The organism is Pseudomonas sp. URMO17WK12:I7, assembly GCF_003269045.1.
GTDB classification, from domain to species: domain Bacteria; phylum Pseudomonadota; class Gammaproteobacteria; order Pseudomonadales; family Pseudomonadaceae; genus Aquipseudomonas; species Aquipseudomonas putida_J.
In genome coordinates, this window is record NZ_QLTL01000004.1 from 62,734 (window position 1) to 82,957 (window position 20,224).

A 20,224-nucleotide genomic window follows, 5' to 3' on the forward strand; every position below is an offset into this window, starting at 1 on the left:
TGGAATATGCGTAACAGGGATCAACGATCGCCGAAGCGGCGGATCGTCAGAGGGTCGCCGGCACCAAGCAGGACCTTGGCCAGCAGGCCTTCGAGGGTCTTCAGCTCGTCTGGCTGCAACACGCCGACCAGTTCGTTCATCGCCGCCGCGCCGATCTCTGGCAGGCGGTCGGCCAGGCGCTGGCCATCGTCACTCAGCGCCAGGCGCACCTGGCGGCGGTCATCGGCGCAGCGGTTGCGCAGGATCAGGCCCTTCTGCTCGAGGCGGTCGAGCATGCGGGTCATCGAACCGCTGTCCAGGCCCAGGTAGCGGCACAGTTCGGCCGGGGTATCCACCTGGTACTGGGTGACGATGATCAGCACCTTGAACTGTGCGGCGGTGACGCCCTCTGATTCGAGGTGCCAGTCGAGAATGCGGTCCTTGAGGATCGCCGCACGCCCCAGCAGCATGCCGATGGCGCAGGTCTGGAAATTTTCCGGGGTGAAATGGGACATCGGGCTCTGCTCGGGCAATTGTTTAAAAATATTACTGCCTAGGCAGTGAATGTCAAAGCTTTGATTAGGGGGCTATGCAAATATTCATGAAACGGCCGTTGCCGGCGACGTTTCAGCGCGCGCGCAAACCCAGCGCCTCTACCGCTCCACAGGCGATCGCCATGCCTACCAGCTCGGCCAGGCTTTGCGCCTGCAGGCGCTTCATCACCCGCCCCCGGTACAGGTCCACGGTCTTCACGCTGATGCCCAGGCGCTCGGCAATCTCGCGGTTGCTCAAGCCTTGGGCCAGTGGCACGAACACATCGCGCTCACGGGGCGTCAGCGCATCCAGGCGCGCCTGCACCGCAGCAAGCACCAGGTCGTCCTGGCGCGCTTGCCCTGCCCGCTCCAACGCCGCCTGCACACTGTCGAGCAGCAGCTGGTCGCTGTAGGGTTTTTCGATAAAGTCGCTCGCCCCGGCCTTGAACGCCCGCACCACGATAGGCACATCGGCATGGCCGCTGACGAAGATCACCGGGATCTGCAGGCCACGTTCGCGCAAGGCCTGCTGCACCGCCATGCCGCCCAGCCCGGGCATGCGCACATCCAGCAGCACACAGGCCGGCCCATCGTCCACACAGGCATCGAGAAACGCCTGGCCGCTGGCAAACGGCACGCCCTGCAGGCCCACCGATTCCAGCAACCACACCGTCGAATCACGCATGCCCTGATCGTCATCGACCACATAAACCTTCGCTTGCACCCTGCCCTCTCCTTATCCCCGGCTCACTGCCAGCCGACAGCACAACACCAACCCACCCGCCTCACCCGCACGCGCCCACAGGCTGCCACCAAAGCCTTCGATCAGGCTGCGGCTCATGCTCAGGCCCAGGCCAAGCCCATCGGCCTTGGTGGTGCCGAACGGGGTGAAGATCTGATCCAGGCGCTCGGCGGCCACGCCCGGCCCCTGGTCGACGACCTCGATCAGCACCCCGTCACCCTCGCGCACGGCGCCGAGCAGAATACGGGAAGGCTGCGCGCCATGCTGCTCGCGGTTGGCCTCGATGGCATTGCGCAGCAGGTTGAGCAGCACTTGCTCAAGCAATACCCGGTCGGCGAACACCGCAGGCAGTTGCACGCTGATGCGCAGTTCGACAGCGACCTGATCACGCGCCGCTTCCCAGGCGCACAGGCGCATGGCTTCGGCCGCCACTTCTGCCACCTCCACCGCCTGCAGGCGCCGCGGCCCCTTGCGCAGGAACGCACGCAGGCGGCGAATCACCTCGGCGGCGTGGGTCGCCTGTTCGGTGATACGCTGCAGGCCCTGGCCAACCCGTTCACGCGCCTGCGGGTCACGCTCCAGGCCTTGCAGGTATCGCTGGCTGGCATTGGCATAGTTGACCACCGCCGCCAGCGGCTGATTCATCTCGTGGGCAATCCCCGACGCCAGTTCGCCCAGGGTAGCGAGCCGGGCACTGTGGGCCAGGTTCTCCTGGGCCTCGATGCGCAGGGTGATGTCGCGCGACACGCTGACCACCTCCACCACGGCGCCGGTGTAAGTCTCGCGGATCGCCCGGCTGGCGATCTCGAACCAGCGATAAGCACCGCTGGCATGCCGCACGCGACAGGTCATGGTGTGGTAACCATCCTGGTCCAGCGCCGCAGCGGCCTGGCGCAACGCCTGGCGCCGTTCGCGCGGGTGCAGCAAGGCCTGCACCGGCATGCCGCGCAGCTGCTCCGGCCACAGGCCGAGCAAGCGGTAAGCGGCCGGCGAGGCGTCAAGGAAGCGGCCGTCCGGGCTGTGCCGGGATATGAGGTCGGTGGTGTTCTCGATGATCAGCCGGTACAGGCGCCGCGCACGGCTGGCTTCGCGGATGCCGTGGCGCTCCTCGCTGGCATCGCGGCAACGTGCCAGCACCCGCTGGCCCTGGTCATCGGGGATGAACGTCCACAGCAGAATGCGTTCGCCGAACTGTGTTTCGACGTCTGCGATCGCCCGGTGCTGGCGCAGGCAGGCGCGCACCAGCGCCGCACAGTTGCCCGGCAGCCAGTCGGCCAGCGAGGCGCCGACCCCGATCAGTGCCTGCAAGGCCGGGTTGCTTGCCAGGGCACTGGCATCGGCAGCCAGCAGCACGCTGGGTTGTGGGTCCTTGGCGAGCAAGGGTGAAAGGGTCTGATTCACGGTCGGTGCTCGTTCTTATAGTAGTTTTACTATATTGCTATAGTCGATATTCCATCTACGATAGCGGTTCGCGTAAAACTGCGACAGGGGCAAGCCGCCATCGGCGCGCTGCCCGCACCCTGATCAGAGCTAACAATCAGCCACCGGGGGGCCACACGCACAGGCTGCGTCTGTCTCCCCTACAGGATTACCGTATGTCGATCTTCGCCCAGGGCCTGATGCCCGCTGCCGTCAACCACGTTGCCCTCACCCCGCTGAGCTTCATCGAACGCACCGCCGCCGTCTACGGCAGCTACCCGGCCGTGATCCACGGTGCCATTCGCCGCGACTGGCGCCAGACCTACCAGCGTTGCCGGCGCCTGGCCAGCGCCCTGGCCGGGCGCGGCGTGGGCCGTGGCGACACGGTGGCGGTGATGCTGCCGAACATTCCGGCGATGCTCGAAGCGCACTTTGGCGTACCCATGATCGGCGCCGTGCTCAACACCCTCAACGTACGCCTGGACGCCGAGGCCATCGCCTTCATGCTCCAGCACGGCGAGGCCAAGGTGCTGATCACCGACCGCGAGTTTCACACTGTGATCGCCGCCGCCCTGGCCTTGCTCGAACACCCACCGCTGGTGGTCGATGTGGATGACCCCGAGTACGGCGAAGGCTGTGCCGTCAGCGACCTCGACTATGAAGCGCTGCTGGCCGAAGGCGACCCGGATTTCGCCTGGGAATGGCCCGAAGACGAATGGCAGGCGATTTCGCTGAACTACACCTCGGGCACCACCGGCAACCCCAAGGGCGTGGTCTACCACCACCGCGGCGCCTACCTGAACGCCATCGGCAACCAGATGACCTGGGCCATGGGCCATCGCCCGGTGTACCTGTGGACCTTGCCGATGTTCCACTGCAACGGCTGGTGCTACCCCTGGACCATCACCGCGCTGGCCGGCACCCATGTGTTCCTGCGCCGGGTCGACCCACAGAAGATCCTCACCCTGATCCGCGAACATCGGGTCAGCCACCTGTGCGGCGCGCCGATCGTGCTCAACGCCCTGGTTAACATGCCAGACGCCGCCAAGGCTGCCATCGAGCACCCGGTGCAGGCCATGGTTGCCGGTGCCGCCCCGCCGGCCAAGGTCATCGGCGCGGTCGAGCAGATGGGCATTCGGGTCACCCACACCTATGGCCTGACCGAAGTCTACGGGCCAGTCACCGTCTGCGCCTGGCATGAAGAATGGGACGACCTGCCGCTGGAAGAGCGGGCGCGGATCAAGTCGCGCCAGGGCGTGCGCTACCCCACCCTCGACGGCCTGATGGTCGCTGACCCGCAAACTTTGCAACCCGTACCGCAAGACGGCAGCACCCTGGGCGAAATCTTCATGCGTGGCAACACGGTGATGAAGGGCTACCTGAAAAACCCTGAGGCCACCGCCGAGGCCTTCCGTGGCGGCTGGTTCCACACCGGCGACCTGGCGGTCTGGCACGCCGACGGCTATGTCGAGATCAAGGACCGGCTCAAGGACATCATCATTTCCGGTGGCGAGAACATCTCGACCATCGAAGTCGAAGACACCCTGTACAAGCACAACGCCGTGCTCGAAGCCGCCGTGGTCGCCCGTGCCGACGACAAGTGGGGCGAGACGCCCTGCGCCTTCGTCGCCCTCAAGCCCGGCCACGAGCACACCCGCGAGAGCGACATCATCAGTTGGTGCCGCGAGCACCTGGCCGGGTTCAAGGTGCCAAAGACCGTGGTCTTCGGCGAGTTGCCCAAGACCTCAACCGGCAAGATCCAGAAATACGTCCTGCGCGACCGCGCCAAGGCCCTGTGAACCGTTATCGAGCCTGACATGACCGACTACACCGCCCCACTGCGCGACATGCGCTTCATCCTCCATGACGTGTTTCAGGGCCCTGCCCTGTGGGCGCGCCTGCCTGCCCTGGCCGAGCGCGTCGACGGCGAAACCGCCGATGCCATTCTTGAAGAAGCCGCCAAGGTCACCGGCCAGTTGATCGCCCCGCTCAGCCGTAACGGCGACGAACAAGGCGTGCGCTTCGACGCCGGCCAAGTCACCACCCCGGACGGTTTTCGCGAGGCCTGGCGGACCTACCGTGAAGGCGGCTGGGTCGGCTTGGGTGGCAACCCCGAATATGGCGGCATGGGCATGCCGAAAATGCTCGGCGTGCTGTTCGAAGAAATGCTCTACGCCGCCGACTGCAGCTTCAGCCTGTATTCAGCGCTTAGCGCCGGCAGTTGCCTGGCCATCGATGCCCATGCCAGCGCAGCGCTGAAGGCGACCTACCTGCCGCCACTCTACGAAGGCCGCTGGGCCGGCACCATGTGCCTGACAGAGCCGCACGCCGGTACCGACCTTGGGCTGATCCGCACCCGCGCCGAACCACAGGCCGACGGCAGCTACCTGATCAGCGGCAGCAAGATCTTCATCACCGGCGGCGAACAGGACCTGACCGAGAACATCGTCCACCTGGTGCTGGCCAAACTGCCAGACGCCCCCGCCGGGGCCAAGGGCATCTCGCTGTTCCTGGTGCCCAAATACCGGGTCGAGGCCGACGGCAGCCTTGGCCCGCGCAACGCCGCCCACTGTGGCTCGATCGAGCACAAGATGGGTATCAAGGCTTCGGCCACCTGCGTAATGAACTTCGACGGCGCCATGGGTTACCTGGTCGGTGAGCCGAACAAAGGCCTGGCGGCGATGTTCACCATGATGAACTACGAGCGCCTGTCCATCGGCATCCAGGGCATCGGCTGCGCCGAAGCGTCGTACCAGAGCGCTGCACGCTACGCCAACGAGCGCCTGCAGAGCCGCGCCGCCAGTGGCCCGCAGCGGCCAGAACGGGTCGCCGACCCGATCATCGAACATGGCGATGTGCGGCGCATGCTGCTGACCATGCGCGCCTTCACCGAAGGCGGCCGTGCCTTCGCCGCCTATGTCGGCCAGCAGCTGGACCTGGCGCGCTACGCCGAAGATGCCGGTGAACGCGAGCATGCCCAGCGCCTGGTGGCCCTGCTGACCCCGGTGGCCAAGGCGTTCTTCACCGACAATGGCCTGGAAAGCTGCGTGCTAGGCCAACAGGTGTATGGCGGCCATGGTTACATCCGCGAGTGGGGCCAGGAGCAACGTGTGCGCGACGTGCGCATTGCGCAGATCTACGAAGGCACCAACGGCATCCAGGCCCTCGACCTGCTGGGGCGCAAGGTGCTGGCCGATGGTGGCCAGGCCCTGGCGTGCTTTGCCGCTGAGGTTCGGTCCTTCAGTGCCGGTGCAGCGCTGCACCGCGAAGCCTTGCAAGCCAGCCTGGCGCGCCTGGAGGCCACCAGCGAATGGCTGCGGGCACGGGCGCGCGAGGACGCCAACCTGGTCAATGCCGTGGCAGTGGAATACCTGCACCTGTTCGGCCTGACCGCCTATGCCTACATGTGGGCGCGCATGGCTGCCGTGGCCCAGGCCCGGCACGCTGAAGACCCGGCCTTCCATGGTGCCAAGCTGGCCTGCGCGGCGTTTTTCTTCCAGCGCCTGCTGCCGCGCAGCCTGGCCCTGGATGCCAGCATCCGCGCCGGTAGTGCCAGCCTGTACGCGATGACGGCCGAGCAGTTCTGAGCCGGCAAGGGAGCGCTTCGCGCTTGCCGCGAAGCGTTCTCAAACGCTGGAAATCCCTTGCGAAACCGACGAAAAACACACATAACTGATAGTCATTCGCCATTACCTCGGTTCTCGGGAGCCCCTTTGCAGGGGTAGAATGCGCAAAACCCGGAGCCACGATGAACCAAGACCGCCTCAATCCCAGCCCAGACGATGCCATCACCGACGCCGCCGCGCACTGGTGCATGCGCCTGCACGCCGACGATTGCTCGCGGGTCGAACGTGAAGCCTTCGCCCGCTGGCTGGCGGCCGACCCGCGTCACGCGGAGGAATACCAGGCGATGCTGGAAATCTGGCAAACCGCCGACCAGCTGCCCCGCACTGCCACGGTCATCGACTTCAACCCGCCAGCGCGGCACGTACCACGGGCTCGCCACTGGCGGCCACTGGCTTCGGCTGCGGCGCTGGCCCTGCTGGTACTGCCGCTGGCCGGTTGGGTGGGCTGGGAGCAAGGCTGGCTGCCCAACCATTACCAGCATTTCGAAGCCGGCAACGACATGCAGACCGTGCAGTTGAGCGACGGCAGCACGGTCGAGCTCAACCTGCACACCGAACTGACCTACCTCAACTACAAGGACCAGCGTCAGGTCACGCTCAAGCGTGGCGAAGCCTTCTTCAAGGTGCAGCACGACAGCAGCCACCCGTTCATCGTCCGCGCCGGGCGCGGCCAGACCCGCGTCACCGGTACCCAGTTCAATGTCTGGAAGTACCAGGACCAGGTCAAGGTCACGCTGGTGCAGGGATCGGTACTGGTCAGCAGCGATGGCAGCGCTGGCGGCTACCGCCTTGGCCCTGGCATGCAGGCCAGCTATCACACCGGCGACTTCGAGCCACAACTGGCCGACAACAACGATTACGACAACAGCCTGGCCTGGCGCAACGGCAAGCTGGTGCTCGACAACCTGAGCCTGGAGCAGGCCCTGCCGGTAATCAACCGCTACCTCGACGCCCCGCTGCTGCTGGCCGACCCCGGCACCGGGCGCATACGCATCAGCGGCATCTACAACACCCGCGAGGTTGGGCGGCTGGTGGACAACCTGCCCAAGGTGCTGCCTATCTACCTGACCCGCAGCAAGGACGGCAGCACCGTCCTCAACAGCATCTCCCCGCCACCCGGCAAAGGCTGACGCCCTACAGCGTCATCGCCGCCAGCCAGCCGAACGCCAGCAACGGCAGGTTGTAGTGGATGAAGGTGGGGACCACGGTGTCCCAGATGTGGTGATGCTGGCCATCTACGTTCAGCCCCGAAGTCGGGCCGAGGGTCGAGTCCGAAGCCGGCGAGCCGGCATCGCCCAGGGCACCTGCGGTACCGACGATGCACACCGTGGCCAGCGGGTCGAAGCCCAGTTGCACGCACAGCGGCACGAAGATCGCCGCCAGGATGGGGACGGTCGAGAACGACGAACCGATGCCCATGGTCACCAGCAACCCCACCAGCAGCATCAGCAACGCACCAATGCCCTTGCTGTGGTCGATCCACTGCGCTGAAGTCGCGACCAGGCTGTTGACCTCGCCAGTGGCCTTCATCACATCGGCAAAACCGGAAGCGGCGATCATGATGAAGCCGATCATGGCCATCATCTTCATGCCTTCGGTGAACAGGTCGTCGGTTTCCTTCCAGCGCACGATCCCCGACAGCGAGAAGATCAGGAAGCCGACCATGGCGCCGATGATCATCGAGTCCAGCCACAGTTGCACGACGAACGCCGCAGCGATCGCCAGCCCCGCCACCAACAGGGTCAGCGGGTTGTACTGCACACTGACCTGCTCGACCTGCTCGATGCGCGCCAGGTCGTAGTCACGCTTCTTGCGGTAGCTGATGAACACCGCCAGCAGCAGGCCGGCGAACATGCCGGCCGCCGGGATGGCCATGGCATGAGTGACATTGACCCCGCTGACATCGACCCCGGCCCGGGCGACGTTGGCCAGCAGGATCTGGTTGAGGAAAATGTTGCCAAAGCCCACCGGCAGGAACATGTACGGCGTGATCAGGCCGAAGGTGATCACGCAGGCGATCAGCCGGCGGTCGATGCGCAGGCGAATCAGCACGTACAAAAGTGGCGGCACCAGCAGCGGGATGAAGGCGATGTGGATGGGCAGGATGTTCTGCGACGACACCGCCACCACCAGCATCAGGCCGATCAGCAGCCATTTGACCTTGCCGCCATGGGCATGGCCCTGGCGGTCGATCATGCTCAGGGCGCGGTCGGCCAAGGCATGGGCCAGGCCCGATTTGGCGATGGCCACGGCGAAGGCGCCGAGCAAGGCGTAGGACAGTGCCACCGTGGCGCCGCCACCCAAGCCTCCGTTGAAGGCCTTGAGCGTGCCTTCGACCCCAAGGCCGCCGACCAGGCCACCGACCAGTGCGCCGATGATCAGGGCGATGACCACGTGCACGCGGGACAGGCTGAGTATCAGCATGATGCCGACCGCGGCGATCACTGCATTCATGGTTGGGGGTTCCTCATTAGTGGCAGACAAAAAAGCGCGCACTCTGAAGGAGTGGGCGTGATATGTCAAAAGCGCCATATTGCGGCGTATTTCGCTGTCATTTTAAATTGAATGTTTGAATAAAGAAAAAATGGGCAGGGCCGATATAGGGGGGATGCTGAAAGGTCCCTACCTTGAGGTTTGCAGCGCCTGTGAGACCGAGCGCCGCGCGGGCGGCGCTCGGTCTCACAGGCGCTGCAAACCTCAAGACAAACACCTCCCAGCCCCAACACCAAAACCCTTACCGCCAGAAAAAGGGATTCGCCCCCATGCCTTTGCGACAACTTTCCATCCAGTGGAAAATCACCCTGCTCGCCGGTCTCTGCCTCGCCGGCATCGTCACCCTGCTGGTCGGCCTCTCGCTGTACCGCATGGACCACAGCTCGGACCTGGTCAAGGCCAGCAGCATGCAGATGCTCACCGAAGCCGCGCAGGCGCGCATTGAATCGCAAGGCGAAGTGCAGGCCCTGAACATCCGCCGTCAGTTCATGGACGCCTACCAGTACGGCGCCGGTTTCTCGCGCCAGGTGCTGTTCCTGCGTGAACAGGCGGAAAAACGCTTCCTCGACGCCTTCGACCTGCGCGAAGACCTGACCCGCCAGGTGCGCGCCGCGCTGCAGGCCAACCCTGACCTGCTTGGCCTGTCACTGGTGTTCGAGCCCAATGCGCTGGACAACAAGGACAGCCTGTTCGCCGGTAAACCCGAGCTGGGCAGCAACGAGACCGGGCGCTTCGCCCTGTACTGGTCGCAGCCGCGCGCCGGCCAGCTGACCGCCATGGCCCTGCCCGAACACGACATGGCCAACACCGAGATCGGCCCCAGCGGCCAGCCGGCAAACACCTGGTGGAGCTGCCCGCGCAGCACCGGCAAAGTCTGCGTGGTGGAGCCGTACTTCTATGACATCGACGGCCAGCGCGTGCTGATGACCAGCATCGTCTTCCCGCTGGCGGTCAACGGCAAGATCATTGCCACCCTGTCCATCGACATCAACCTCAACAGCCTGCAGGCCCTTAGCCAGGACGCCAGCCGCAGCCTCTACGAGGGCCGCACCACGGTCGGCATCCTCAGCCCGGTCGGCCTGTTGGCCGGCTACAGTGCCGACGCCAGCAAGCTGGCCCAGCGCTTTGACCAGGTCGACCCGCGCCAAGGCGCCGAACTGGTGCGCAAACTGGCCAATGGCAAGCTCAGCATCCTCCATGACCAGGCACGCCTGAAAGTGCTGGCAGCCTTCGAACCGATCCCCGGCGCCCAGCCCTGGGGCGTGCTGCTGGATGTGCCGGAAAATGCCCTGACCGGCCCCGCCGAAGCGCTCAAGCAAGAGCTGGACACCCTGAACACCAGCGGCACCCTCCTGGAGCTGGGCCTGGGCCTGGCTGCCGCGATCGCCGGCCTGCTGCTGGTGTGGCTGATGGCCCGGGGCGTGACCAGGCCGATCCTCGGCGTGGCGGCGATGCTCAAGGACATCGCCAGCGGCGAAGGCGACCTGACCCGCCGTCTGACCTATGACAAGCGCGATGAACTCGGCGAGCTGGCCGGCTGGTTCAACCGCTTCCTCGACAAACTGCAACCGACCATCGCCGAGGTCAAACGCTCGGTGCAGGCCGCCCGCGGCACCGCCGACCAGTCCTCGGCCATCGCCACTGAAACCAGTGCCGGCATGGAGCAGCAGTACCGCCAGGTCGACCAGGTGGCCACTGCCTCCCACGAAATGAGCGCCACCGCCCAGGACGTCGCCCGCAGCGCCGCACAAGCCGCACAAGCTGCGCGCGAGGCTGACCAGGCCACCCGCGAAGGCCTGGCGGTGATCGACCGCACCACCACCAGCATCGATGCCCTGGCCGCCAACATGAGCGCGGCCATGACCGAAGTCGAAGGCCTGGCGCAGAACAGCGAGAAGATCGGCTCGGTGCTGGAGGTGATCCGTTCGATCGCCGAACAGACCAACCTGCTGGCGCTCAACGCCGCCATCGAGGCGGCCCGTGCCGGTGAGGCCGGGCGTGGCTTTGCCGTGGTCGCCGACGAAGTGCGCAACCTGGCCCAGCGCACCCAGGAGTCGGTGGAAGAAACCCGCCAGGTGATCGAAGCCCTGCAAGCCGGCACCCGCGATGTGGTCGGCAGCATGGACCACAGCCACCGCCAGGCCCAGGGCGGTGTCGAGCAGGTCGGCCAGGCCGTGACCGCGCTGCAGCGCATCGGCCAGGCGGTGAGCGTGATCACCGACATGAACCTGCAGATCGCCTCGGCCGCCGAGGAGCAGAGCGCGGTGGCCGAGGAGATCAACAGCAACGTGGCGACCATCCGCGATGTCACCGAGTCGCTGTCGGGGCAGGCCAACGAATCAGCGCGGGTCAGCCAGTCGCTGAACAGCCTGGCCAACCAGCAGCAGGCGTTGATGGATCAGTTCCGGGTCTGACCCTGCGGCGCGCAGTCGTCGCCGCAGAAACCATCATCCGGTAGGTGAAACCTGCCGGCCTGCAGGATCTGATCGAGCAACACCAAGGCGCCCAGCACGTTTGGCCGGGCGCCCATCGGCAACTTGTCGCTAGCAGGCAACGTGGCATCCTTGTAGCCAGACTGCATCACCAGCAGGTGCATCTGGTTGGCGTTCAGGTACAGGTGGTGCTGTTCAATGGCGTAGGACTGGATCAACGCCAGTGCGCCAGCCACCAGCGGCGTGGCGCTGGAGGTGCCGCCATAGTTGTCGGTGTAGTCGCGGTCGTGTCCGTCCTTGTTTTGCAGAACGCCATAACCCAGCGTCGCGACACTGTCGCCCCAGGCATTGAGCATCCGGTAGCGGTAGTTGTAATTGGAGTACTGATGGGGTTTGCCATCCCAGGAATGGCAGGCGCCCACCAGAATCGCGTCGGCGTCGCCGTGGTCGTCGAAGTAACGCCACTGCTCCAGGTCCACCCCATAGCCTGCGGTCGTGCCAGCGCGGTCATCGGCCACACTCGTGCCGTTGCACGCGGCATTCAGTACCACCGCGCCACGCTGGCTCAACGCCTGCATGACATCCCACCAGGTCTTGTCGTGCAGCGATGGCAGGAAAGTACCCAAAACGTTGAGGTTGGCCGTCTGCCGGTTGACCGCAACGATATCTCCAGCCCTTGTATAAGCCAGCAGTTTCTTCAGCGTCTGTGAGTAACCGCGCGCATCGTGGGCACGATTGTCATACAGATACAGTTCGGCCGCATGGCAGACACCGGTCATGCCGAATCCGTTATCCCGCGCCAGCAGCACACCGACCGATGCAGTACCGTGGTCTGGATCTTTGTTGACTGATGGCGGGATGACCTTCAACTTCGGGTTGCCACGCAGATCTTCATGGTTGGCATGCAGGCCGCCATCGGAAAAATGCACCCGTGCACCTTTACCCTTCACCCCGGCCTCCCAGGCCTTGCGAACGTTCAAACCTTGGTACCTGGCATCGGGGGCGTCCAGGTAATGCTGCAAGGCTTCAAAGTCCGGGGTAGGCTGCGCCTGCTCAAAGGCATTGGTGCCGGCGACATATGCAGCGCCCGTGAGCAGCGTCGCAATGACGCCGGCAGCTCCAAGCAGCACATTGCCCGGCTCGACCTGTGGAGGCACAAAGGCCGTGGCCTCGACGTAATCCAGTGCCTCCAGGGTCTGGATCAACGCGACAAACGTGTCGTTGAGCATGCTATGGGGCTGCTCGATCCAGTAATGATTGGCAAGCACGTGAAAGCGCTCATCTTCCCGCTCCTGCTGGTCCAGAAACGGTTGCACATCAAGCAGCTCCCGCAGCTCTGGCCAATACCTCGCCAATATCGAGGTGGCATCAGGCTCCAGATCGGCCATGAGCTGCGCGTACCCTCCTTCGCCAAACACCACGATCAACGCCGGGTAACGCTGGCCCTGCGGACGATGCGCGAATGCAGGTGCTGCCTGCACAGACCGCTTGCGCCGCGTGGCGGCTGAAGGCAGCGGCACGCTGTCGAGGATGCGCCGGGTCGGCTCGCCTTGGCCGATGTCAATGGCCAGAGGCTCAGGACGCAGTGTGGCATCGGCGTCGGCACCGAGGTTCAGCTTGAGGATTTCACTGTCCACCAATGTAATCTGCGGCCTGATCCTGTAGCTGCCCGCCACCGCCTCGCAGTTCAAGGTGGCCGGGCAACCATGGTTGGCAACCTTGCCGCTAGTCACCTGCGAAGCCACCGTAATGCCGTCGAGGTGGACCACACCTTCGGCTTCGATGCGCTCCAGCAGGTAATGAATGGACTTGACCTTGTGCAGGTCGTCACCGCTGCAACGCACATGAAAATGCCCATCGAAGGTGAAATTCCGGTAATACACGAAGTCCAGATTCAAGCTCATCTCTTACTCCTGTCGTCGCTACCGCCCTGCGAATGCGGGCATGGGGGCGAAGCCTTGCAGCCACTACCATTCATTGACAGACAGAAGCTGTTCCGCAGTTGGTGCCAAGGTGCCTTGAGCGGTGGACTACACTTGCCCGGCACAAGGAGCGACAACCTTCGAGGTCCTGATGAAAAAAGTTACAACGCTGCTGGCCGGCCTGTTGCTTGCAGTAGGCCTGGCCAGCACCGACAGCGCCGCCTCGGCAGAAGCCCGCGCGCCCATCCACTTCGGCGCCATCAATTGGGAAAGCGGCGCGCTGACCACCGAGATCCTGCGCCTGATTGTCGAGCGCGGCTACGGCTACCCCACCGACACCCTCCCCGGCAGCACTGTGAGCATGGAAGTGGCGCTGGCGCGCAACGACCTGCAGGTAATCGCCGAAGAATGGGCCGGGCGCAGCCCCGCCTGGGTCAAGGCCGAGCAGGCCGGCCAGGTGTTCGCGTTGGGCGACACGGTGAAAAACGCCGAAGAAGGCTGGTGGGTGCCGGCCTATGTGATCAAGGGCGACCCGGCTCGCGGGCTGAAGCCGCTGGCACCAGAACTGCGCAGCGTTGAGGACCTCAAACGCTACCCGCAGGTGTTCCGCGATCCCGAGATGCCCGACAAGGGCCGCTTCCTCAACAGCCCCAGCGGCTGGACCTCCGAAACCGTCAACAGCCAGAAGCTCAAGGCCTATGGGCTCGACGGCCTGTACAACAACTTCCGCAGCGGCTCGGGCGCCGCGCTGGACGCCGAAATCGGCTCGGCCATCCGCCGCGGCCAGCCGGTGCTGTTCTATTACTGGAGCCCCACTCCACTGATTGGCCGCTACGACCTGGTGCGGCTGCAGGAGCCAGCATTCGATGCCGCGGCCTGGGCCACCCTGACCGACGCGAAAAACCCCAACCCCAAAGGCAGCCAGTCGTTGCCGGCAAAGCTGTCGGTCGGTGTGTCCAAAGCTTTTCGCGATGGCTACCCAGAACTGGTAGCGGTGTTCGAGAAGGTCGACCTGCCCATCGACCGGCTCAACAAGGCCCTGGCCGAGATGAACGAAAAGCGCCAGCAGCCCGCCGATGCCGCCAAGGCCTTCCTGCGCGCCAACCCGGATGTATGGAAGGCCTGGCTACCCGCTGACGTGGCCAGCAAGGTCGAGGCCAGCCTGTGAGTGGTGGCTTCCCCGCTGCCCTGCAAGTGTCATTCGCCGACGCGATCAACCGCCTGGTCGACTGGCTCGTGCTGCACTACGGCGACCACCTGCGCAGCGTCTCCGACCAACTGCTGCAACTGCTGGTGGGCCTGGAGAACCTGCTGCGCCTGATGCCCTGGTGGCTGTTGCTGCTATTGGTCGGCCTGCTCGCCTGGCACGCCAGCCGCAGCCTGCTGCGCAGCGTGGTGCTGGTTGCGCTGCTGGCGTTCATCGGCATGCTCGGGCTGTGGGACAAACTGCTGCAGACCCTGGCCCTGGTGCTGGTCAGTACCGGCCTGTGCGTGCTGGTCGGTGTGCCGCTGGGCATTCTCCTGGCCACCCGCCCGCTGGCCCGGCGCATGCTGATGCCGGTGCTGGACGTGATGCAGACGCTGCCGGCCTTCGTCTACCTGATTCCGGTGCTGATGCTGTTTGGGCTGGGCAAGGTACCGGCGGTGTTCGCCACCGTCATCTACGCCCTGCCGCCGTTGGTAAGGCTGACCGAGCTGGGCCTGAGCCAGATCGACCCCTCGTTGCTGCAGGCCGCCCACGGCCTGGGTGCCGGCCGCTGGCAACGGCTGCGGCGCGTCGCCCTGCCGCTGGCGTTGCCAAGCATCATGGCCGGGCTCAACCAGTCGGTGATGATGGCCTTGTCGATGGTGGTGGTGGCGTCGATGATCGGTGCCCGTGGGTTGGGTGAGGATGTACTGGCGGGGATCCAGACGCTCAATGTCGGCCAAGGGGTGGAAGCGGGGTTGGCCATCGTCGCACTGGCGATGGTGATCGACCGCATCAGCCAGGCCTATGGGCGCAGCACCCGCTAAACGCGATTGTTTGTAGGAGCGGCCTTGCTGGGGCGCTCCTACAGGAGTGCGCGTCAGTTCAGTACCTGATCATCACCGACTTCAACTCGGTGTAATCCTCGATGAATGCACTGCCGAACTCACGCCCCACCCCCGAGGCCTTGGTCCCGCCAAACGGCACCGCCGGGTCGAGGAAGGTGTGCATGTTGACCCACACCGTGCCAGCCTCGATCTGCGGAATCAGCCGCAGTGCCTTGGACAGGTCGTTGGTCCACAGGCTGGCGGTCAGGCCGTACGGGCTGTCGTTCATCAGCTCGATCAATTCTTGCTCATTGTCGAACGGCAACACACAGACGATCGGCCCAAAGGTTTCCTCATGCAGCAACGGGTCGTTGGCACCCTTGGCCAGCACTACCGTCGGTTCGACGAAGTACCCCGGCCGGTCAACCGCCCTGGCACCACAGATCACCGTGTTGTTGGCCCGCGCTCGCTCGAAGAAGCCAAGAATCTTCTGCAGGTGCGCGGCATTGGCCAGCGGCCCGAACTGCGCCTCAGGGTCCAGTGCCGAGCCGATCTTCATCTGCCCCAGCGCCGCGCCCAGCTTGCAGGTGAATTCCTCGACCTTGCTATGGTGCACATAAAGGCGCTCGGGCGATGCGCACACCTGCCCCTGGTGCACGTAGGCCGTTTGCACGATACCGGCCACCGCGCCGTCGACATCGACATCGGCCAGCAGTGCAGCGGCATTCTTGCCGCCCAGTTCCAGGGTGGCGCGGGTCAGGTTGGCCGCCATGGCCGCCTTGCCCACGGCAATGCCGGTCGGCACGGAACCTGTGAAGGCCACCTTGGCCACGTCCGGGTGCTCGATCAGCCGCTGCCCGGCCTGGCCACGGCCATTGAGCACGTTGAACGCGCCCGCCGGCACACCGGCTTCGATGGCCAGTTCAGCGATACGCAGCAGCGTCAGCGGGGTGAACTCGCTGGGCTTGATGACAATGGTGCAACCGGTGACCAGCGCCGAGGCGATCTTCCAGATGCCGATCATCACCGAGAAATTCCACGGCACGATCCCGGCCACCACCCCTACCGGCTCGCGCAGGGTGAACGCGGTGTAGCGTTCGCCGGCGAACGACGGGATCGACGGCGTCATGGTCTGCCCGGTGATCTTGCTCGCCCAACCGGCGAAGTAGCGCAGGAACACCACGCTCTGGGCGATCTCAAGGCCGCGGGTGAGGTTGATCGACTTGCCCGAGCACAGGGTTTCCAGCTGCGCGAGCTCTTCGGCATTGGCCTCGAACAGATCGGCCAGGCGGTTCAGCACCACACCTTTCTGATAGGGCGAAGTTTCGGCCCAGGCGCCCTTGAAGGCTTGCCGCGCACTGCGCACCGCCCGTTCGATCTCGGCATTGGTGGCCTCTGCCACCCGGCCGATGACCGCTGCGCTGGACGGGTCATGGATATCGATCGACGGCCCCGCCTCACCCGCCAGGTACTGGCCCTCGATGAAGTGGCCATGGGGCCTGTCGAGGAACTCGACCACGGCAGGTAACAGCTGGATATCGCTCATGACATGACTCCTGGAGGCAGTGCAAAAAAAGTGTGCCGGCCGATCTTCAAACGCCCGCCTACCCGCCTGCCAGCCCCGTATGGCGTTTTGTCAGGCAGCCTCAAGAGAATGTCACGCTGGCCAAATCGCCGCGCCAGACGGCTCGGCACACTGCGTTCACTGAATCACGCAAGCGTTGTTCCTTTCAGCCCGCTCGGTCAGCGGGCTTTTTTTTGCCTTGAGGTCCTCTGTGCCTGTGAGATCGAGCGCCGCCGGCGCTCGATCTCATAAGCGCAGAACATCTAAAGGCAGGCACCTGTGTGCCCCCGACACCCTCCCGCGACGAACCTGAAAAAATCGCATAAGAATATGAATTCTTATTCTTTTTTATTAAAAAACAATTCCGCTATAACTCTCCCAACTGTACAGCCGCCAACATCAGGCCAACTGTCTGCAGCGCAACACCTGATCAACAAACAACGCCCACAAGGCAACACCGGTGGCGCTCTTAAATACGCAACCTGTTGATCTACAACGAATTAATAACTCGGCACGACGATTGCTCAAGCAAAGTCCCCCGCTCAACAAGAACCGGAGACCTGCCCATGAGCACCCCACTGAACGTCGTTGCCCTTTCAGGTGGCACTGCCCGCCCATCTCGCACCCTGACCCTGACCGAGGCCATCGTCACCGAACTGGGCCAGCACCTGCATATCAAGCCGCACCTGATCGAACTGGGTGACATCGCCCGGCCATTGGGCGCCGCGCTGTGGCGCAGCGAACTGCCCGATGCCGTGGAGCAGCAGCTGCGCCTGGTGGAAAAGGCCGACTTGCTGGTGGTGGCCGCGCCGGTCTACCGCGGCAGCTTCCCAGGCCACTTCAAGCACCTGTTCGACCTGATCGGCCAGGACGCACTGGTCGACACCCCAGTGCTGCTCGCCGCGACCGGTGGCAGCGAACGCCACGCACTGGTGCTCGATCACCAACTGCGCCCGCTGTTCAGCTTCCTGCAGGCCCTGACCCTGCCGATCGGCGTCTACGCCAGCCAGGCCGAGCTCGCCGATTACCGGGTTTCCAGCGATGCCCTTGATGCGCGCATCCGCCTGGCCGCCGAACGCGCCGTGCCGTTGTTCGGCGCCCATCACGCACTCCGTCAAAGCGCCTGAGGAGCCGCCATGAATGCACCCTTGCATGCGGCCCGCCCGGCACTGGCAGTAGCGCGGGAACTGGCCATGCAGTTCGCCCAGACCGCGGTGGAGCGCGACGAGCGCGGTGGCACGCCCAAGGCCGAACGCGATGCCCTGCGCAGCAGCGGTTTGCTGTCGCTGGTGATTCCACAGGCGTTCGGCGGCCAGGGTGCGAACTGGCATGACACCTTCGAGGTGGTACGCGAGTTCGCCCGGGTCGACAGTTCGCTTGCCCATGTGTTCGGCTTCCACCACCTGATGCTGGCCACCGTTCGCCTGTTCTCGCGCCCGGACCAGTGGCAACCCTGGTTCGAGCAGACCGCGCGCAAGCACTGGTTCTGGGGCAACGCACTCAACCCGCTGGACACCCGCACCGTGGTCAAGCATTTCGACGGCTGGTGCGAGTTCTCTGGCAAGAAGAGCTTCTGCTCCGGCGCCAGCGACTCGGAGATGCTGATCGCCTCGGCGGTGGACGAGCGTGCCGGCGGCAAGCTGCTGATCGCCGCCATCCCCAGCGGGCGCACCGGCATCACCCTGCACAACGACTGGAACAACATCGGCCAGCGCCAGACCGACAGTGGCAGCGCCACCTTCGAACGGGTACGCGTCGAACACGGCGAACTGCTGCTCGACCCCGGCCCGTTGAGCACACCGTTCGCCGCCCTGCGCCCGCTGATCGCCCAGTTGCACTTCGCCAACCTGTTCCTTGGCATTGCCGAAGGTGCCTTCGAAGAAGCACGCCAATACAGCCTCAAGGAAAGCCGGCCGTGGTTCCGCTCAACAGCTGCCAGCAGCGCCGAAGACCCTTACGTGCTGCGCCACTACGGTGAGTTCTGGGTGGGCCTTGAGAGCGTGCGCCTGCTGATTGCCCGCGCCGCCCGCCAGCTCGACAACGCCTGGGCCAAGGAGCAGGCGCTCTGCGCCGAGGAACGCGGCGACCTGGCCCTGGCCATCGGCACTGCCAAGGTCGCGGCCACGCGCCACGGCCTGGACATCTGCAACCGCCTGTTCGAGGTCACAGGCGCCCGCGCCACCCACGCTTCACTGCGCTTCGACCGACACTGGCGCAACCTGAGGACGCAAACCCTGCACGACCCGGTGGATTACCGTATCCACGAGCTCGGCGAGTGGGCCCTCGGCGGCAAGCGCCCCGCCCCATCCTTCTATTCCTAAGGATCGCTCATGCAACTGCTGACCCTCCCCCCGTCACCGACACTGGCTACCTCGATCAGGGCGACCGCACAGGTCTTCGAAGACCCAAGGTCGCAGGCGCTGCTCGCCCACCTGCAACAGGTCGCTCCCAGCGAGGCCAGCGTCCTGATCATTGGCGAAACCGGCACGGGCAAGGAGCTGGTCGCGCGCCACATCCACAACCTCAGCGGCCGGCGCAACGGCCCGTTCATCGCGGTCAACTGCGGTGCGTTCTCCGAGTCGCTGGTCGAGGCCGAGCTGTTCGGCCATGAAAAAGGCGCCTTCACCGGCGCCCTGGCGGCCAAGGCCGGCTGGTTCGAAGAGGCCAATGGCGGCACGCTGTTCCTCGACGAGATCGGTGACCTGCCGCTGCCAATCCAGGTCAAGCTGCTGCGCGTGTTGCAGGAGCGCGAAGTGGTACGCCTGGGTTCGCGCAAGAGCATCCCGATCAATGTGCGGGTGCTGGCGGCGACCAACGTGCAACTGGAGAAAGCGATCAATGCCGGGCACTTCCGTGAAGACCTGTACTACCGGCTGAATGTGGTGACCTTGCAGCTGCATCCACTGCGTGACCGGCCGGGGGACATCCTGCCATTGGCCCGGCACTTCATCCGCAGCTACAGCGAGCGGCTGGGCTACGGGCCGGTGGAGCTGAGCCCCAAGGCCCAGGCCAAGCTGGTCGAATACAGCTGGCCAGGCAATATTCGTGAGCTGGAGAACGTCATCCACCACAGCCTGCTGACCTGCGGCGACGGGCTGGTGCAAGCCCAGGACCTGCGTTTGTCCAACCTGCGCCTGGAGCGCCAGGAGGATGAACTTGCCAGCCATGGCGTGGAGGATCTGCTGCAACAGGCGTTCAGCCGGTTGTATGAAGAACAGCCCGGGGACTTGTACGAGAAGGTCGAAAATGCCCTGCTGCGTTCGGCGTACCACTTCTGTCATTACAACCAGGTGCATACCGCGCAGTTGCTGGGGTTGTCGCGCAACGTCACACGCACGCGGCTGATTGCGATCGGGGAACTGGTGGTGAACAAGCGCCGGGCGCAGGAAGAGCCGGTGCTGGATGCTCGGGTGGTGCAGTTGTCGATCTGAAAAGGTGGATGTCTATGCCGTCCTCTCGCGGATAAATCCGCTCCTACACCAATCCTGTAGGCGCGGATTT

The 20,224-nt window shown here is 64.7% G+C and carries 15 protein-coding genes and 1 pseudogene; 10 read left to right on the plus strand and 6 right to left on the minus strand.

Translation table 11 applies throughout. The annotated features are described in order from the left end of the window. Positions 1-20: 20 nt before the first annotated feature. From H040_RS06220 to H040_RS06230, 3 genes are all read right to left on the minus strand, one after another. A complete protein-coding gene (locus H040_RS06220; RefSeq protein ID WP_027920375.1) occupies positions 21-494 on the minus strand; it encodes a MarR family winged helix-turn-helix transcriptional regulator in 474 nt (157 codons plus the stop codon). A 112-nt stretch (positions 495-606) separates the two neighbouring features. Next, positions 607-1,236: a response regulator transcription factor gene (locus tag H040_RS06225; protein WP_027920376.1), complete on the minus strand. Its 630-nt coding sequence runs from the start codon at positions 1,234-1,236 to the stop codon at positions 607-609. 12 nt (positions 1,237-1,248) lie between these two features. Then, positions 1,249-2,655 carry a sensor histidine kinase gene (locus H040_RS06230; protein WP_027920377.1) on the minus strand — a complete coding sequence of 469 codons (1,407 nt, stop codon included), beginning with the start codon at positions 2,653-2,655 and terminating at the stop codon, positions 1,249-1,251. A gap of 194 nt (positions 2,656-2,849) precedes the next feature. On the opposite strand from H040_RS06230, the gene H040_RS06235 reads away from it, so the two are divergent. The 3 genes from H040_RS06235 to H040_RS06245 all read left to right on the plus strand — a co-directional run bounded on the left by H040_RS06235 (position 2,850) and on the right by H040_RS06245 (position 7,429). Beyond that, positions 2,850-4,472: an acyl-CoA synthetase gene (locus H040_RS06235; RefSeq protein ID WP_027920378.1), complete on the plus strand. Its 1,623-nt coding sequence runs from the start codon at positions 2,850-2,852 to the stop codon at positions 4,470-4,472. Between the two features lie 18 nt (positions 4,473-4,490). Then, on the plus strand, positions 4,491-6,260 hold the full coding sequence (locus H040_RS06240; RefSeq protein WP_027920379.1) for an acyl-CoA dehydrogenase C-terminal domain-containing protein: 1,770 nt from the start codon (positions 4,491-4,493) through the stop codon (positions 6,258-6,260). A gap of 161 nt (positions 6,261-6,421) precedes the next feature. Then, positions 6,422-7,429: a FecR family protein gene (locus H040_RS06245; RefSeq protein WP_027920380.1), complete on the plus strand. Its 1,008-nt coding sequence runs from the start codon at positions 6,422-6,424 to the stop codon at positions 7,427-7,429. A gap of 4 nt (positions 7,430-7,433) precedes the next feature. Here the strand turns inward: H040_RS06245 and H040_RS06250 are convergent, their stop codons facing one another. Continuing rightward, entirely contained in the window at positions 7,434-8,753 is a 1,320-nt protein-coding gene (locus H040_RS06250) for a Na+/H+ antiporter family protein (RefSeq protein ID WP_027920381.1), read from the minus strand. A gap of 527 nt (positions 8,754-9,280) precedes the next feature. On the opposite strand from H040_RS06250, the pseudogene H040_RS28050 reads away from it, so the two are divergent. Both H040_RS28050 and H040_RS28055 read left to right on the plus strand, forming a co-directional pair. Continuing rightward, positions 9,281-10,348: pseudogene (locus tag H040_RS28050) on the plus strand (PDC sensor domain-containing protein); the annotation flags it as partial. A 102-nt stretch (positions 10,349-10,450) separates the two neighbouring features. Next, positions 10,451-11,206, plus strand: a complete 756-nt coding sequence (locus H040_RS28055; protein WP_371260267.1) for a methyl-accepting chemotaxis protein — start codon at positions 10,451-10,453, stop codon at positions 11,204-11,206. Here the strand turns inward: H040_RS28055 and H040_RS06260 are convergent. Continuing rightward, a complete protein-coding gene (locus H040_RS06260) occupies positions 11,191-13,128 on the minus strand; it encodes a S8 family serine peptidase (protein WP_027920383.1) in 1,938 nt (645 codons plus the stop codon). The two genes, H040_RS28055 and H040_RS06260, sit on opposite strands and share 16 nt — an antisense overlap. 169 nt (positions 13,129-13,297) lie before the next feature. Between H040_RS06260 and H040_RS06265 the strand changes: the two genes are divergently transcribed. Continuing rightward, positions 13,298-14,314 carry an ABC transporter substrate-binding protein gene (locus H040_RS06265; RefSeq protein ID WP_027920384.1) on the plus strand — a complete coding sequence of 339 codons (1,017 nt, stop codon included), beginning with the start codon at positions 13,298-13,300 and terminating at the stop codon, positions 14,312-14,314. Next, entirely contained in the window at positions 14,311-15,159 is an 849-nt protein-coding gene (locus tag H040_RS06270; RefSeq protein WP_027920385.1) for an ABC transporter permease, read from the plus strand. The genes H040_RS06265 and H040_RS06270 overlap by 4 nt, the downstream gene beginning before the upstream one ends. A 58-nt stretch (positions 15,160-15,217) precedes the next feature. Here the strand turns inward: H040_RS06270 and H040_RS06275 are convergent, their stop codons facing one another. Beyond that, on the minus strand, positions 15,218-16,705 hold the full coding sequence (locus H040_RS06275) for an aldehyde dehydrogenase family protein (RefSeq protein WP_027920386.1): 1,488 nt from the start codon (positions 16,703-16,705) through the stop codon (positions 15,218-15,220). Between the two features lie 584 nt (positions 16,706-17,289). On the opposite strand from H040_RS06275, the gene msuE reads away from it, so the two are divergent. From msuE to sfnR, 3 genes are read left to right on the plus strand one after another with little or no spacing between them, the layout of a single operon-like run. Continuing rightward, positions 17,290-17,850 (plus strand): FMN reductase, encoded by a 561-nt coding sequence (msuE, locus tag H040_RS06280; protein ID WP_027920387.1) that lies wholly within the window; start codon positions 17,290-17,292, stop codon positions 17,848-17,850. A 9-nt stretch (positions 17,851-17,859) separates the two neighbouring features. Next, positions 17,860-19,044: an acyl-CoA dehydrogenase family protein gene (locus tag H040_RS06285; RefSeq protein ID WP_050437253.1), complete on the plus strand. Its 1,185-nt coding sequence runs from the start codon at positions 17,860-17,862 to the stop codon at positions 19,042-19,044. A 9-nt stretch (positions 19,045-19,053) separates the two neighbouring features. Continuing rightward, positions 19,054-20,154: a sigma54-dependent transcriptional activator SfnR gene (gene sfnR, locus H040_RS06290; protein WP_027920389.1), complete on the plus strand. Its 1,101-nt coding sequence runs from the start codon at positions 19,054-19,056 to the stop codon at positions 20,152-20,154. Positions 20,155-20,224: the final 70 nt, after the last annotated feature.